We start from the raw sequence: 15642 nt of genomic DNA on the forward strand, positions 1-15642 counted from the left end.
TGATCTCCTTTTAAAAAGCCATTATTTGTAATTACGTTGAAGCATTTCTACGAATTCATAAACCAGATCTTCCTTATGCATGATCGGCTCTGCATCTTCGCCTTTGTATTCCCAGCAGGATACGTAAGCGAATTTGTCATCCTGACGTAAGGCTTCACCTTCCGGTGTCTGGTATTCCTCGCGGAAGTGACCTCCGCAGGATTCTTCACGGTTCAACGCGTCACGTGCCATTAGTGCACCAATTTCGATGAAATCGGCCAAACGGCTGGCTTTTTCCAATTCAATGTTCATTCCTTCTTTCGATCCCGGAATGCGTACGTTGGTCCAGAACTCTTTTTTGATTTCGGCAATGCGTGTGATGGCTTTTTTCAGACCTTCAGCATTCCGGCCCATACCAACAAAGTCCCACATAACCAATCCAAGCTCTTTGTGAATGCTGTCAACTGAGCGGTTACCTTTAATGCTAAGCAGTTTTTCGAAACGCTCTTTTACCGCTTTTTCAGCTTCCACAAACTCTTTCTCTTCGGTCGTCATTCGTGGCGTACGAATATCGTCAGCGAGGTAGTTCTGAATGGTGTATGGCAATACGAAATAACCATCAGCCAATCCTTGCATCAATGCCGATGCTCCCAAACGGTTTGCACCGTGATCAGAGAAGTTGGCCTCTCCGGCTGCGAACAAGCCCGGAATATTGGTTTGCAATTCATAATCAACCCAGATACCACCCATGGTGTAGTGGATAGCCGGATAAATCATCATTGGTGTTTCGTATGGATTGTCGTCTACAATTTTCTCGTACATCTGGAACAGGTTACCGTAGCGGGCTTCAATCACATCTTTACCTAAGCGGTCGATGGCTGATTTGAAATCCAGGTAAACAGCCAGTCCGGTACCAACACCAAAGCCGGCGTCGCAACGCTCTTTGGCGGCGCGTGAAGCTACGTCACGAGGAACCAGGTTCCCGAAAGCAGGATAACGACGCTCCAAATAGTAGTCGCGATCTTCTTCTGCAATCTCTGTTGGTTTTAGTTTTCCGGCGCGAATGGCTTCTGCATCTTCTTTCTTGGCAGGTACCCAAATACGGCCATCATTCCGAAGCGACTCCGACATCAAAGTCAGTTTACTTTGGAATTCGCCGTGAACAGGAATACAAGTCGGGTGAATTTGAGCCATACAAGGGTTGGCAAAAATAGCACCTTTGTGGAAGGCTTTCAATGCAGCCGATCCGTTGGACCCCATGGCATTGGTTGACAGGAAGAAGGTATTTCCATAACCTCCGGTTGCCAGTACAACGGCGTGTCCGAAGTGGCGTTCCAGTTTTCCGGTTACCAGGTCGCGGGTAATAATTCCACGAGCTTTACCGTCAACAATGACGATTTCTACCAACTCGTTGCGGGTGTACATTTGTACGGTGCCTTTGTTTACCTGGCGCATTAAAGCCTGGTAAGCTCCCAACAGCAATTGCTGACCAGTTTGCCCACGGGCATAAAATGTCCGGCTAACCTGAGCACCACCGAACGAACGGTTGTCCAGCAAGCCGCCGTATTCGCGTGCAAAAGGAACACCTTGAGCCACACATTGGTCAATGATTTCGTTGCTGACTTCGGCCAAACGGTAAACGTTAGCTTCGCGGGCACGGTAGTCACCACCTTTAATTGTATCGTAAAACAAACGGTAAACTGAGTCACCGTCGTTGGGGTAGTTTTTGGCTGCGTTAATTCCACCCTGTGCAGCAATAGAGTGCGCACGACGAGGAGAATCCTGGATGGTAAAGTTTTTTACATTGAAGCCCATTTCGCCCAGCGAGGCAGCTGCCGATGCTCCGGCCAATCCGGTACCTACAATGATTACATCCAGTTTACGTTTATTGGAAGGATTCACCAGCTTTTGGTGATCTTTATAATTTGTCCACTTCTGAGCCAATGGCCCTTCGGGTGTTTTTGAATTTAGAATGCTCATAATTTCTTTTCTTTTCGATTAAAACTTAATCTGGAAATACAAAGGAATAACGGAAAATCCGATGGCAATGATGATTGCAAAGATTGTTCCTACAAATTGTAGTCTTTTGAGCCAGATTGTATTGGCAAAACCAATGGTTTGGAAGGCTGACCAAAAGCCGTGAGCCAGGTGTAGTCCAAGTAACACGCCTCCAACAACGTAAATCAGGCTGTAAATCAGACTTTCTTTAAACAAGCCAGCAACCAGGGCATAGGTGTTCTCCATTTCTTCACCGCCTACCATAACATGTGCCAACAGAGGGTCGCCTGTGATTTTAATCTTCCAGAAAAACTGAATAATGTGCATTACCAGGAATACAAAAATTAAAGAGCCCAGGATGAACATGTTACGCGATGCCCAAGTACTCGACTTTGAATTGTTTAACTGTTTGTATCCGATTGGTCGAGCTTTCATGTTCTGAATGGTGACAACAAGTGACCAAATGATGTGTACTAAAAAACCCAAGGCAAGAACCGGTTCCATGATTTTAATCGCCGGGTTAGTCGCCATGAAGTGAGCCCCTTGGTTGAAAAGGTCACCACTGTCATCAAAAATTAAAAGCATGTTGATGCCAAGGTGAACGATAATAAACATCATCAGGAACAGACCTGTAATGCTCATTAAGAACTTTCTTCCAATTGAGGTAGTCAGAAAATTGCTCATAGGATAATAGTTTTATTAAAAATTAATGATTCTCATAAAAGTGCAACAAAAGTAGACTTAACAGGGGTGAACAACAATAAAGTCCCTTCAAAAATAGGTAATTTAAAACGTTTCTAAGAAGGAAACTCCATTAATGTAATTAAAAAGCACCGGCTTAGGCTTTTGTGAAAAGATGACTTGTAAAATTAGTGTTAATAAATCGGATTTTTGCTCCTCGGTAGTTTGCGGGCGAGGAAACTTTTATTTTTTGAATCCGTTTGCTTTTTTCTATTTTTGTAGCGCTTTTTAAGCACTGTCCGTAAAGAAAAGCCATTCAGAAAGTCTGGTCCCGTAGTTCAACGGATAGAATAGCAGTTTCCTAAACTGTAGATATGGGTTCGATTCCCGTCGGGACTACAAAGCCTACTGATTATCAGTGGGCTTTTGTTTTTTGCCCCCGCTATTGCACCCTCTGGTGGGTTGGGTTTAGTCAATAGTTCTACAAGTTGTCTCGGATTGTAGCATAAAACTAATGATTAAAAATTTTTTCTTGTGTCTTGCTCAAATATTTCTCAAGAAACAATGGATTTATAGATGAAATTACCGGGGGGGGTGTTTTCCCATGTTGTAAAATTTCATATTCTGAATATAGCAGGTTGGCGTGCTTTTAATACAAATGATTTGTGTTTTCTATTGAAGTAGAAACTAGAATAATATAATGGCTGATATTACACATAGATTAGGAGTGTCTACAATAGCCGTCCATCGTATAATGCTGAATATTATAGTTTCTTAGTTACTGATTATTAGTGATTTTCTTGGGGGGCGTTTGTTAGGGACATGATCCCAATTATGATATAATAATTTTTAAAGTATGTAAAGTTATTAATTATAGGTTCTGTAATTAAGATTGTTATAGGTGCGGAAAATTTGGAGAATTTGTGTTCAAAAAATTAGTTGAAAAACACATGCCGTGCAATGTCATATTATAGTATTACCTGCTATTTATTAAAGACCGTTAAAAAGACTAAAAACCAGTCATTTTAACCCGTGTCTCTTCGCTCTTAATAAAAACTCTTTGCCGTTTGAGAAACTCGCTGTATCTATAAGAATTGGACCACATTAGGAGATTTAAATAAATGATTGACGATCAGTTGCTCATATTCAATCAAGGTTTGGTCATAAGCTTCTATTATTCTCAATTAAGAGTTTCCCAATACTCAATTTTTCCTAATTTTACTTTTTATTCTAAATCACATACCTGGAAATTAAAAAGAATAACTTGAAAAGATTTAATATGTCCGATAAGCTCGATCTCCAATCACCCGATTTAGTGAACCAAAATATTGAAAAATTAGCCGCCCTCTTTCCCAACTGCGTAACCGAAACCGACAGCGGCAAAGCCATTGATTTTGATTTACTCCGCCAGGAGCTCAACCACGAAGTAGTGGAAGGTACCAAAGAACGCTACCGCCTCGAATGGCCCGGCAAGCGCGAAGCCATTGTGACCGCTAACCTGCCGACCACCAACACGCTGCGGCCGGTGCCCGAAGAATCGGTCGATTTCGAAAACACCGAAAATCTCTACATCGAGGGCGACAACCTCGAAGTGCTCAAGCTGTTGCAGGAAAGCTATCTCGGCAAAATCAAAATGATCTACATCGACCCGCCTTACAACACGGGAAACGACTTTATTTACCGCGACAACTTTACGCAAGACTCCGACGAGTTTAAAGCCGAAAGCGGCCAAACCGATGAACAAGGCAACCGCCTGGTGCCAAACCCCGAAACCAGCGGTCGGTATCATTCCGATTGGTTAAGCATGATGTACCCGCGCCTTAAACTCGCCCGCAATTTGCTAACGGATGATGGGGCGATTTTCATCTCGATTGGAGAAGATGAGATACATAATTTGCGAAAAGTTTGTGATGAAGTCTTCGGAGAATTAAATTTCATCGCATCTTTTGTATGGCAATCAAAGAAAGGGGGAGGAAGTGATTCAAAAACGGTTGTCGTGGATCATGAATATGTACTTTGTTTTTCTAAGAAGCATGAATGCGTTGACCTTGGAGCAATCGAAATTGAATCTGAACCACTAACAGAAGTTGATGAGAAAGGGCGATACAGGAGAGGGCGTGAATTAAACAAATGGGGTTCAAATTCAAGACGTATTGACCGGCCAACAATGTGGTTTCCAATAAAAGGACCAAATGGTGTAGAGGTGTATCCCATAAAGAATGATGGAGAAGAAGGATGTTGGCGATATGGTAAAGTGAAAATGCTAGAATTTGTAGAAAATGGTAATGTAGACTTTGTCCCTCGTCAAGATGGAACTTACATTGCATATGAAAAAATAAGAACGGAAGAGCCTCGATTTAAACCTTATCGAACTTTGTTTAATGATGTGAATGCAACTTCTGAAGGCTCAATCGTTGTGCGGGAGACATTTGATGGAAGAACGGTATTTGATTTTCCAAAACCAATAAGTCTTTTAAAGAAATCCATTGAAATAGGGATGAAAGGAAGTGACATCATCCTCGACTTTTTCTCCGGTTCTGCCACCACCGCTCACGCCGTCATGCAGCTCAACGCCGAAGATGGCGGCAACCGCAAATTCATCATGGTGCAGTTGCCCGAGCAAACCGACGAGAAAAGCGAAGCATACAAAGCAGGCTACGCAACCATCTGCGAAATTGGTAAAGAACGCATCCGCCGAGCCGCCAAAAAAATACAAGCTGAGCTGGAAGACAGGCAACAAAAGGAATCCGGAAAACTTGATTTTGACAACTCAAAACTCAAAACTCAAAACCGGATTTCGGTTTCCGTGTCTTCCGCCTCGACTCCTCCAACATGCAGGATGTCTATTACCGCCCGCAGGATTACAACCAAGGGATGATGGATCTCTTTGCCGATAACCTCAAACCCGGGCGCACCGCTATGGATTTGGTAACACAAGTGATGTTGGATTGGGGCTTGCCGCTTTCGCTAAAAATAGAGGAAACTACCTTGGCCGGTAAAACCATCTACAAAGTAGCCGCCAACAGCCTCTACTGTTGTTTCGATGCCGGTATCAACGAAGCCTTTGCCAAAGAAGTAGCCAAAGAGCAACCCCTGCGCATTGTTTTCCGCGACAGTTCCTTCGCCAACGATACCGCCAAAGAAAACGTGAAACAATTACTCAAGCAATTGAGTCCCGATACGGAGATGCGGGTAATCTAAAACGAACAATAGGAAATGGAGTGGTATGAGTGAATTTAAAGCGAATATTTTAGAGTGGAGCCGGAATGTAGTTGCATATTGTCACGAGGTGGCTACGACCCCGGAATACGATATGGACCTTTCGTTCTATGCTTTTCAATCGTTGCCCAAAGAGCAACCGGAGCTGTTAATCCTTGGGATCAACCCGGCAGAACAATTTTCCTATGCTGATCAGTATGAAAATCCGGTATGGCATTTAATAGAGGCAAAGCAAATGACGCCAGAGGTATTATTAGCTGGAAATCCGTTTTACCACGAACATAAGAACTGGACAATTTGGAAAAATTTACAGAAGTCTTTTGCACAGCAAGAGATGCAGCAGATTTTAGAGGAAAGCATGTATATGAATTTTGTCTATTTCAACTCACCGAATATCGAGGATTTGTTAAATCGTCGGTACGGAGCAACAGCATTTAAAAAATGTGCCGAATTTTCGCTTGGTCTCATTACCCGAATTGTAAAACCTAAGAATATATTGTGTCTCGGTACTGCCGGGTGTTTCGACTATTTGCCGATTACAAGTAACGGTGATAGCTGTTTGTTGCGCGATTCCCGAAGGTTGCTTTTGAAAGGCAAATTAGACGATATTAAAGCATTCGGAATTCCACATCCGTCGGGGGCACATCTTGCTGATAAAAAGAGGGTGCAAATAGGGGAGATTCTTAAACATGAAATTCTAGGGAAATAAGATATGGCTTTACCAATCAATATACACGATCTAATCCATGGTCAGACGGTCGAATGGGAGCGCCTGGAGTTCAAGCATGGTTGGAATCCGGAGGATGTCATTCATTCCATCTGTGCTTTTGCTAACGATATTCACAATTGGGGAGGTGGCTATATCATCGTAGGCGTTGACGAACAGAACGGTCAGCCAGTGTTGCCCCCGCATGGCTTGCAGGCTAATCAGCTCGATGCTATTCAGGGAAAAATCATTCAACTGGCAAATCAAGTTCAACCGGCCTACTATCCAATCGTTCAACCGTATGTTATCGATGATAAACATATTCTAGTGCTTTGGTGTCCTGCCGGTGATAATCGACCCTATTCGGCCCCGGATTCCCTGGGAAAATCAACTTCCCGAAATTATTACGTCCGCATTGGTTCCAGAAGCCTGGTGGCAAAAGGCGATTATTTGCGTCAATTGCACGAATTAGCTGCCAGAATCCCTTTTGATGATCGGGTAAATAATCAGGCAACGGTCGATGATTTGGATCTGGGTACCATCCGTTCGTTTTTGCAGGAAATAAAAAGCGACTTGTTCGACGAGAGTGCCCGAATGCCATTTCCCGACCTGTGTAAAACCATGCACATTGTTCGGGGGCCGGTTGAGGATTGCCGTCCCGTCAATGTTGGGCTGCTTTTCTTCTCGAAACAACCGGACAAATTTTTCAGCCGTTGCTGGATTGAATTGGTCTGGCACCAGGATGGTTCAGGTAGAAATTTCAAGGAGTATTATTTTAAAGGCCCTTTGCATCAGCAATTACGCGATACATTATCCTTTCTTAAAACCAATATTATTGGTGAAAGGGTCGTAAAACACCCAGATCGGGCGGAAGCAGATCGCTTTGTTAACTTCCCTTTCGACGCAGTAGAGGAAGCTTTGTCGAATGCGGTCTACCACAAAAGCTATGAGCTGGGCTCACCGATTGAAGTACAGGTGTGGCCGGACAAGATTGAAATTTTGAGTTTCCCAGGACCTGTGCCACCGGTAAATGCCGAAATCCTGAAGACACAACGAAGAATAGTTGCCCGGGAATATCGGAACCGACGAATTGGAGACTTCCTGAAGGAGCTAAAATTGACAGAAGGTCGTGGTACCGGTTTTCCAACGATTTACAATGCCATGAAAAAAAATGGTTCTCCTGCTCCTGTGTTTGATACAGATGAGCAGAGCACACATGTGCTGGTAACGCTTCCCGCTCATCCGTTGACTGAACTTGTTGCACAGTCGGGTAACCAAGTAGCTAGCCAAGCTAATATGTTTTCATTTAAGGATATAGAAGACGTTATGGCTTATGCTAACGGAACTACTAACGGAGCTACTAACGGAGCTACTAACGGAGCTACTAACGGAGCTACTAACGGAGCTACTAACGAAGTGATGGCTATTCTGAATGAGCAAATACATGAGCGAGTAGTAGAGATGCTAACGCTCTTAATTAATAAGATGAAAAGGGCAGATTTATTTGCCCGAATGAATTTAACCAATCAGACTTATAATCGCGAAAAATACTTAGATCCCTTGCTGGAAGCTGGTTGGGTGATCAAGGAGTTCCCCGAGGATAGAACGAATCCCAATCAAAGATATCAAACAACAGAGGCGGGGATGCGATTACTGAATTTACTGAATCAACAGTGATGAAACTACAATTTAAAGAACAACAATTCCAGATACAGGCAGTAGGCTCGGTAGTCGAATGCTTTAAAGGACAGCCGATGGCTACCCAGCATTTCACCCTCGAACGTACCCGCGAGCTGCAACGCCGTCAGAAGATGATGGCCGCCGGTGATACACAAGCTGCCTTGGCAATGGAGAACGAAATACTGGAGAATATCGGTTACCGAAACCGCCAACTGGCCGTCACGGAATCGCAACTGCTGGAAAATATACAAGAGGTTCAGCACACAAACGAAATTATTGCAAGCTCAAAAGTAGAACGTCCGGCAGGCTATAAAAACGGCTACCACCTCACTATTGAAATGGAAACAGGTACCGGTAAAACCTACACCTACATTCGCACCATGTACGAGCTGCATAAACATTATGGCTGGAGCAAATTTATCATCGTTGTTCCCAGTGTTGCCATTCGCGAGGGGGTGTACAAATCCTTCGAAATTACACAGGATCACTTTCAGGAGCGTTATGGGCATAAAATAAAACCCTTCATCTACAATTCTGCCCGGCCACAGGATATTGAAAATTTTGCAGCCGATAGCCGCATCAGTGTGATGATCATCAATACTCAGGCGTACGCCCGTCGAGGAAAAGATGCCTTGCTGATCCATAAAGAACAAGATAAGTTCGGAACCCGGGCGCCCATCCAAATTCTGGCACAAACCAATCCAATCCTGATTATCGACGAACCACAGTCGGTTGATGGTAAGGTCTCGTTGGAAATGATGCAGCATTTTAATCCGTTGTTTACGGTGCGCTACTCGGCCACCCACAAGATTGAATACAACAAAGTATTCCGCCTCGATGCCCTTGATGCCTATAACCATAAACTGGTCAAGAAAATTCAGGTCAAAGGGATCAACCTCAAAGGTTCAACAGGGACCACCGGCTACTTATACCTGGAACAAATTATTCTGAGCAGTAACAAACCGCCCGTAGCAGTTATCGAGTACGAAAAACGCAATGGCTCCGGCGTAAAGCGGGTGCGCGAGAAGCTGAGTAAAGGAGCCAATATTTACCAGCTTTCCGGTGAAATGCCCCAGTATAAAAATTGTACGGTTCAGGAAATTGACGGCTACTTCAACAAAATTGTTGTTAATGGCGAAGACCTTCATAGCGGTGAGGCCATGGGCGATTTGGATGAAAAAGCTTTCCGTCGGATTCAAATAAGAGAAACGATCCTGTCGCATTTAGAGAAGGAAAAAGAACTTTACGGAAAAGGGATTAAAGTGCTGTCGCTCTTCTTTATCGATTCAGTCGAAAAATACCGCAAGTACGATGGGGACGGTAATGAGCTATTGGGCGAATATGCCCGGATATTTGAAGAGGAATACAATTTAATCCGTAACGAATTTATCGACCTTTTCAATCAGGAATACAACGACTACCTGCATAAACACAGTACCTCGGAAATACATAGGGGGTATGCTCCAACATACTTGGAGTACTTAAATCGCGACGAAGCGAGCCAGGTACACAATGGCTATTTCTCCATCGATAAAAAGAACCGCTTGGTTGACCCTAAAGTGAAACGAGGTAAAGAGGATTCCGAGGACACTTCTGCCTATGACCTGATCATGAAAAACAAAGAGCAGCTCATGAGCTTCGAGGAGCCGGTACGATTCATCTTCTCGCACTCTGCTTTGAAGGAAGGATGGGATAACCCGAACGTATTCCAAATTTGTGCGCTCAAACACGCTGAAAGTGGCAGTACAAATCGTCGCCGTCAGGAAGTGGGGCGGGGAATGCGTCTATGCGTGAATAAACACGGTGTTCGCCTCGACTACGACAGCATTGGAGATGAGGTACACGAAATTAACAAGCTCACAGTGGTTGCATCCGAAAGCTACGAAGCTTTTGCAAAAGGCTTACAATCCGAAATAGCCTCAACCCTGAAAGATCGTCCGCAAAAAGCGAATGTCGATTACTTTGTTGGCAAAGTCGTTAAAGATGAGAAAGGCGTTGAGATTCGAATTACGAAAGAACAGGCGAATCGCCTGAATAAAATCTTATACAAAAACGATATTATCGACGAGGATGACCGGATCACCGCTATTGGCCGTCAAATAATCGAATCTGGGAAAATCGATCTGCCCGAAGAATTCCAACCTTTCCAGACTGATGTCACCCGATTAATGAAATCAGTTTATTCTGGCGAACCGTTCAAACCGGAGGACGAGCGGGGCGCAGTCAAGGTTTCTGTCAATCAGAACTTCCATAAGAAGGAATTTCAGGAACTCTGGAATAAGATCAACTTGAAAACGATCTACGAGGTTAATTTCAATTCAGAAAAACTGATTAGTGATAGCATCAATAAAATAAATGCAGACCTGCATATTTCAGATCGAATTTATGAGGTAAAGAGTGGTGAGTTGCTGGAAACAACCAAAGAGGAACTAGAAAATAAAGAAGCTTTCAAAGAAACACGCCGGGCAACCAAAAAACTCAATACCGATATTTACACGAATACGGCTTACGATATCGTCGGCGAAATTGTCAATAAAACCAATCTGACCCGTCGTTCGGTGGTAGCAATTCTGAAGGAAATCAAGGAACAGCAATTCTATTTGGTACGCAAAAACCCGGAGGAGTTTATCGCCAAATCTGCCGGCCTGATCAACGAGGTAAAAGCCAGTTTGATCATCAACAATATCGTGTATCACAAAACAGAAGAACGGCACGATGCCCATACCATTTTTACAAACGATAAATCAGCCTTGCGTCAGTCTGAAATACTGAAACGACACATTTACGACTACCTGATTACCGATTCTCAGGTAGAGCAGAAGTTTGCCGAAGCACTGGAGAACAGCGAAGAAGTAACTGTATATGCAAAGCTTCCAAAAAGCTTCCATATCACGACGCCGGTGGCCAACTATTCTCCCGATTGGGCAATCGTATTTGATAAGGAGAAAGTCCGCCACATCTACTTCGTCGCCGAAACAAAAGGTTCCGAAAAAGATATGGATCTGAAAGGTATAGAGGCTCTAAAAATTCACTGTGCAACCAAGCACTTCGACGAAATTAGTGATGGCTCGGTGAAATACCATAAACTGAGCAGCTACGAAAAAATGCTCGAAATTGTACAGGTTAAATAGTGAAATAAAGAAACGAAAGTATAAAGGAATGGTTGAATTATATTGCGTAAGGGCAGAATTTGGAACTTATACCGAACAATTCATTAGTGGGGGCTATGTTTCTATTGGTTGGCTTCCAAATAATAATCTTTCGGGAATAAAGAAAAAAGAAGATTTGTACCCCTTATATAAGCAAGAATACCCGAAAGACAAGAGTAACGTAGTTATTGGACAGCAAGTCGGACAGATAGCCCGTTTCTTAATGGATATTCAACCAGGGGATTATGTTATTACCCCGGCAAAAGATACTGAATATATTTGCTATGGGGTGGTGGAGCAGAATCCGTACTACTTTGCAGATATGATGGTAGATGCTTGTCCTTACAAGCATCGTAAAAAGGTAAAATGGACAAAGGAGCCTATTCAACGCTCTCAATTCTCAGTACCATTCCAAAATACAATTCGTTCATCTCTAACTGTGTTTTCCATCAGTCATAAAAAGAACTTCTTTTCTACAATCGGTCACTCTGAGTTACTTTCAAAATCAGAACAAAAAGCGGAATACGATTACTATACAACTGTGCTCAACAGAATACTTGAGCTTGATGCAACGGAATTTGAAATTTTGATAACTCACCTGCTCACAGCTTTAGGCTTTGAAGGCAGTGAGCACAAAGGGAAAGTCGGAGATGGAGGTGTTGATGCTATTGGTGAGCTAAATATCTCTGGCCTGGCAAAAATGAAGATATTTGTTCAGGCTAAACGCTATAAGTTGGGAGCAAAGATTAAGGCCAATACCGTAAAAGAACTTCGTCAAAATATTCCTTCAAATGGGCAGGGGGCCTTCATTACAACTGCAGACTACCAGGATGCAGCTAAGAAAATTGCAAACGAGCAAGGCTTCCCACGTATTGGGTTGATTAATGGAACCCAATTGGTTGATATTTTAGTGGAACATTGGGATGATATTCCTGAAGAGTTTCAGAAAAAATTGAATCTGAAGATTGGTTTGGTAATCGCTTAAACAGAATGCAATGAAACTCATCGATAATATAAACTCAAGGCTAGTTGACGACCTGAAAGTCGAAATCAAAAAAGGAAGTAAGCTTTCAATTGCTGCCTCAACATTTTCGATTTACGCTTTTGAAGCGCTGGTAAAAGAACTAAAAAGCGTTGAGGAGATGCGTTTCATTTTTACCTCTCCCACCTTCATTGAGGAAAAGTTTCAAAAGGAAGTCCGTGAGTTTTATATCCCGCACATTTACAACGAGCAACACCTGTGTGGTGGTGAGTTCGAATTGCGATTAAAAAATGAGCTGAACCAGAGAGCCATTGCGAAAGAGTGTAGCGATTGGGTGAAAAATAAAGTGACCTTCAAGTCAAATATCCATTCCAATCAGCCCTTAAATGGAATGCTCCATATTAATCAGGCAGATGCTGACGGTAAAGCTTTTTCAAATATCAACGGCTTCACTACTTCTGATCTGGGCGTTACGCATAAGAAAGGCTTTCCTACACTCATCCAGAAGGTGGATTTTCCGGAAAGTAGAGCATACCTTGATTGGTTTAACCAGGTGTGGTCGGACAAAGAAAGCTTGCACGACGTTACTGCCAAGGTTCAGGAGTACTTTAGAAACGCGTACAAAGAGAATAGCCCTGAATTCATCTATTTTGTGACCCTGTACAACATCTTCAATGAGTTTCTGAGTGACCTGTCACTCGAAAATTTACCCAACGAAGAAATTGGCTTTAAGGATACCGAAATATGGCGGATGCTCTACAATTTCCAGCAGGATGCAGTAATTGGGGCTATCAACAAACTCGAAAAATACAACGGCTGTATTGTGGCTGATAGCGTCGGTCTCGGAAAAACATTTACTGCGCTTGGTATTATCAAATATTACGAGAAACGAAACAAAGATGTCCTGGTGCTGTGTCCAAAAAAACTGGAGGATAACTGGAATACTTATCGGCACAACGACAAAGGAAATATGTTGGCCAAAGATAAATTCAATTACGATGTACTATTCCATACCGATCTGTCCCGTGAACGTGGCTTTAGTAATGGGCGCAAACTCGAGAATGTCAACTGGGGGAATTATGGTCTGGTGGTCATCGACGAGTCTCACAACTTCAGAAATAACAACACAACCGTAGGAAAAGAAAATCGTTACCAGAAGTTGCTCCGTAAAATTATTCAGGAAGGGATTGATACTAAAGTCCTCATGCTGTCTGCTACGCCCGTCAATAACAGGTTTAATGATCTGAAAAACCAGTTGGCACTAGCCTATGAAGGAATGCCGGAACTGATGGACAAAAAACTGGATACGGAGAAAGGAATCGAATCAGTCTTCCGAAGTGCACAAAAAGCCTTTAATAGCTGGTCAAAATTGGAATTGCAACGACGATCAACAGAAACCCTGTTGGAAATGCTCGACTTTGACTTTTTTCAAATTCTTGATAGCTTAACCATTGCACGATCGCGGAAACACATTACAACCTATTACGATACCTCGGCAATAGGAAAATTTCCTCAACGGAACAAACCCGTCTCAATTCAATGTCCATTGGTAGAGTCGAATGAGTTAGACTTTAAGACAATAGCAGAACAACTTTCATTACTCAATCTTTCAGTGTACTCACCTTTGAGTTACATTTTGGATAGTAAGGTTCAATTGTATGCCGAGTTGTATGACAAGGAGGTCAAATCAGGTCGCTTTACACAGGTCGATCGTGAAAAGTCCCTGCAATTGCTCATGAGAATGAACTTGCTAAAACGGATCGAAAGTTCTGTGATGGCCTTTCGTTTGACAATCGAAAATATTCTCAATCAAATTTATGATGCCCTGAAAGTAATTAAAAACAATGCAGACGGTGATTTTACCTCCGCACAATTTGACTCAATGACTGATGATTTAGACTGGGAACCAGACTGGGGGGACGAAGAAAACATTATTGGGAAGAAAGTGAAAGTCCATATCGGCGATATGGATATTGCACGTTGGGAGGAAGATTTGAATGAAGATAGAATTATTCTCGAACGGCTATTGGATGGAGTAAAAGATATCACGCCCGCAGAAGACTTGAAACTGATTCGCTTAAAAAAGAATATCGCTGAGAAAATTGAAACACCGGTTAATTCCGGCAACCGGAAGATAATCATCTTTACCGCCTTTGCCGATACAGCAAACTACCTCTACGCATCATTGAAAGAGCAACTCAGGAAAGAGTTTGGGATTAATACAGCTTTGATAACAGGCTCAAAGCGAACCTGTACCATTAAGAATATTCCCTACGACCTCAATTCGCTTCTAACCTGTTTCTCTCCGGTGTCAAAAAATAAGGCACTGGCACATGCCAGCCTGAATGTAGACATTGACCTGCTAATAGCTACCGATTGTATCTCGGAAGGTCAAAACTTACAGGATTGTGATTACTTAATTAACTACGATATTCACTGGAACCCGGTGCGGATCATTCAGCGCTTTGGGCGTATTGATCGGATTGGCTCCATTAATGAGTCGATCACAATGGTCAACTTTTGGCCCGATGTGACATTGGATACCTACATCAACCTGAAACAGCGGGTCGAAAATCGCATGTTAATAGCAAACATGGCAGGGACCGGTGATGATAACATTTTGAATGCAGAGGAGAAAGACCTGGAGTATCGAAAAATTCAGCTCCAACGCCTGAAAGAGGAAGTAGTGGATTTGGAGGATTTACGGGAAGGAGTAAGCATTACAGATTTGGGTTTAAATGACTTCCGGGTCGATTTAGCAAATATGATTAAGGAGTATGGCTACCTCAAGAATATTCCGGAAGGACTGCATGCCGTAACAGGAACAAACGAGTTCCTACCGCAGGGGGTGATCTTTGTCCTAAAAAATGTAAATACCCAAGTCAATATTAATAAAATGAACCGCTTGCATCCGTATTATTTGGTTTATCTGAATAACGAGGGCGAGCTAATAAACAATCATGTTGATGCGAAGAAAATTCTGGATAAATTCCGCATATTATGCAAAGGCAAAAAAGGTCCTTTGAATCAACTGTGCGAAGAGCTCAGTGCAGAAACGAGCGATTATCGGAATATGGATAAATATTCAGGTCTGCTTCGTAAGTCAATTAGCACAGTCCTTCAAACGGAAGAGGAGCGGGATGTACTTTCCTTGTTTAAAGCTGGAGGAACAACAGCTTTGCAGAACAACATCAAAGGGATTGAGGATTTTAAGCTAATTTCATTTATAATCGTTAAATAGCAAGCTG

Annotated in this window: 9 protein-coding genes and 1 tRNA gene; 8 read left to right on the forward strand and 2 right to left on the reverse strand. The window is 42.8% G+C overall.

Going from position 1 to position 15642, the window contains the following annotated elements:
• Positions 1 to 21 precede the first annotated feature (21 nt).
• Positions 22 to 1959 (reverse strand): fumarate reductase/succinate dehydrogenase flavoprotein subunit, encoded by a 1938-nt coding sequence (locus ACRD6K_RS00400; protein ID WP_299581650.1) that lies wholly within the window; start codon positions 1957 to 1959, stop codon positions 22 to 24.
• A gap of 18 nt (positions 1960 to 1977) precedes the next feature.
• Positions 1978 to 2661, reverse strand: coding sequence for a succinate dehydrogenase cytochrome b subunit (locus tag ACRD6K_RS00405; protein WP_299581653.1), 684 nt, complete (start codon positions 2659 to 2661; stop codon positions 1978 to 1980).
• 324 nt (positions 2662 to 2985) lie between these two features.
• Between ACRD6K_RS00405 and ACRD6K_RS00410 the strand changes: the two genes are divergently transcribed.
• The 8 genes from ACRD6K_RS00410 (at position 2986) to ACRD6K_RS00445 (ending at position 15635) form a co-directional block, all read left to right on the forward strand.
• Positions 2986 to 3057, forward strand: a tRNA-Arg gene (locus tag ACRD6K_RS00410).
• A gap of 865 nt (positions 3058 to 3922) precedes the next feature.
• Entirely contained in the window at positions 3923 to 5536 is a 1614-nt protein-coding gene (locus ACRD6K_RS00415; RefSeq protein WP_430971633.1) for a site-specific DNA-methyltransferase, read from the forward strand.
• Complete coding sequence (locus ACRD6K_RS00420; RefSeq protein WP_430971634.1) at positions 5491 to 5859, forward strand: hypothetical protein; 369 nt, start codon at positions 5491 to 5493, stop codon at positions 5857 to 5859. The genes ACRD6K_RS00415 and ACRD6K_RS00420 overlap by 46 nt, the downstream gene beginning before the upstream one ends.
• 25 nt (positions 5860 to 5884) lie before the next feature.
• Entirely contained in the window at positions 5885 to 6586 is a 702-nt protein-coding gene (locus ACRD6K_RS00425; RefSeq protein WP_430971635.1) for a hypothetical protein, read from the forward strand.
• Between the two features lie 3 nt (positions 6587 to 6589).
• Positions 6590 to 8260, forward strand: coding sequence for an RNA-binding domain-containing protein (locus ACRD6K_RS00430; protein WP_430971636.1), 1671 nt, complete (start codon positions 6590 to 6592; stop codon positions 8258 to 8260).
• Entirely contained in the window at positions 8260 to 11394 is a 3135-nt protein-coding gene (locus ACRD6K_RS00435; RefSeq protein WP_430971637.1) for a type III restriction-modification system endonuclease, read from the forward strand. The genes ACRD6K_RS00430 and ACRD6K_RS00435 overlap by 1 nt, the downstream gene beginning before the upstream one ends.
• 28 nt (positions 11395 to 11422) lie before the next feature.
• Positions 11423 to 12397, forward strand: coding sequence for a restriction endonuclease (locus ACRD6K_RS00440; RefSeq protein WP_430971638.1), 975 nt, complete (start codon positions 11423 to 11425; stop codon positions 12395 to 12397).
• A 10-nt stretch (positions 12398 to 12407) separates the two neighbouring features.
• Positions 12408 to 15635, forward strand: coding sequence for a helicase-related protein (locus tag ACRD6K_RS00445; protein ID WP_430971639.1), 3228 nt, complete (start codon positions 12408 to 12410; stop codon positions 15633 to 15635).
• Positions 15636 to 15642 lie beyond the last annotated feature (7 nt).

The sequence above is a fragment of the Sunxiuqinia rutila genome (assembly GCF_050589705.1).
GTDB classification, from domain to species: Bacteria; Bacteroidota; Bacteroidia; order Bacteroidales; family Prolixibacteraceae; genus Sunxiuqinia; species Sunxiuqinia rutila.

Excerpts from the sequence above, each read along its gene's own strand:
- ACRD6K_RS00405 (WP_299581653.1), bottom strand. The coding sequence starts at position 2,661 with ATGAGCAATTTTCTGACTACCTCAATTGGAAGAAAGTTCTTAATGAGC.
- ACRD6K_RS00425 (WP_430971635.1), top strand. The coding sequence starts at position 5,885 with ATGAGTGAATTTAAAGCGAATATTTTAGAGTGGAGCCGGAATGTAGTT.
- ACRD6K_RS00440 (WP_430971638.1), top strand. The coding sequence starts at position 11,423 with ATGGTTGAATTATATTGCGTAAGGGCAGAATTTGGAACTTATACCGAA.
- ACRD6K_RS00400 (WP_299581650.1), bottom strand. The coding sequence starts at position 1,959 with ATGAGCATTCTAAATTCAAAAACACCCGAAGGGCCATTGGCTCAGAAG.
- ACRD6K_RS00435 (WP_430971637.1), top strand. The coding sequence starts at position 8,260 with ATGAAACTACAATTTAAAGAACAACAATTCCAGATACAGGCAGTAGGC.
- ACRD6K_RS00430 (WP_430971636.1), top strand. The coding sequence starts at position 6,590 with ATGGCTTTACCAATCAATATACACGATCTAATCCATGGTCAGACGGTC.
- ACRD6K_RS00445 (WP_430971639.1), top strand. The coding sequence starts at position 12,408 with ATGAAACTCATCGATAATATAAACTCAAGGCTAGTTGACGACCTGAAA.
- ACRD6K_RS00420 (WP_430971634.1), top strand. The coding sequence starts at position 5,491 with ATGCAGGATGTCTATTACCGCCCGCAGGATTACAACCAAGGGATGATG.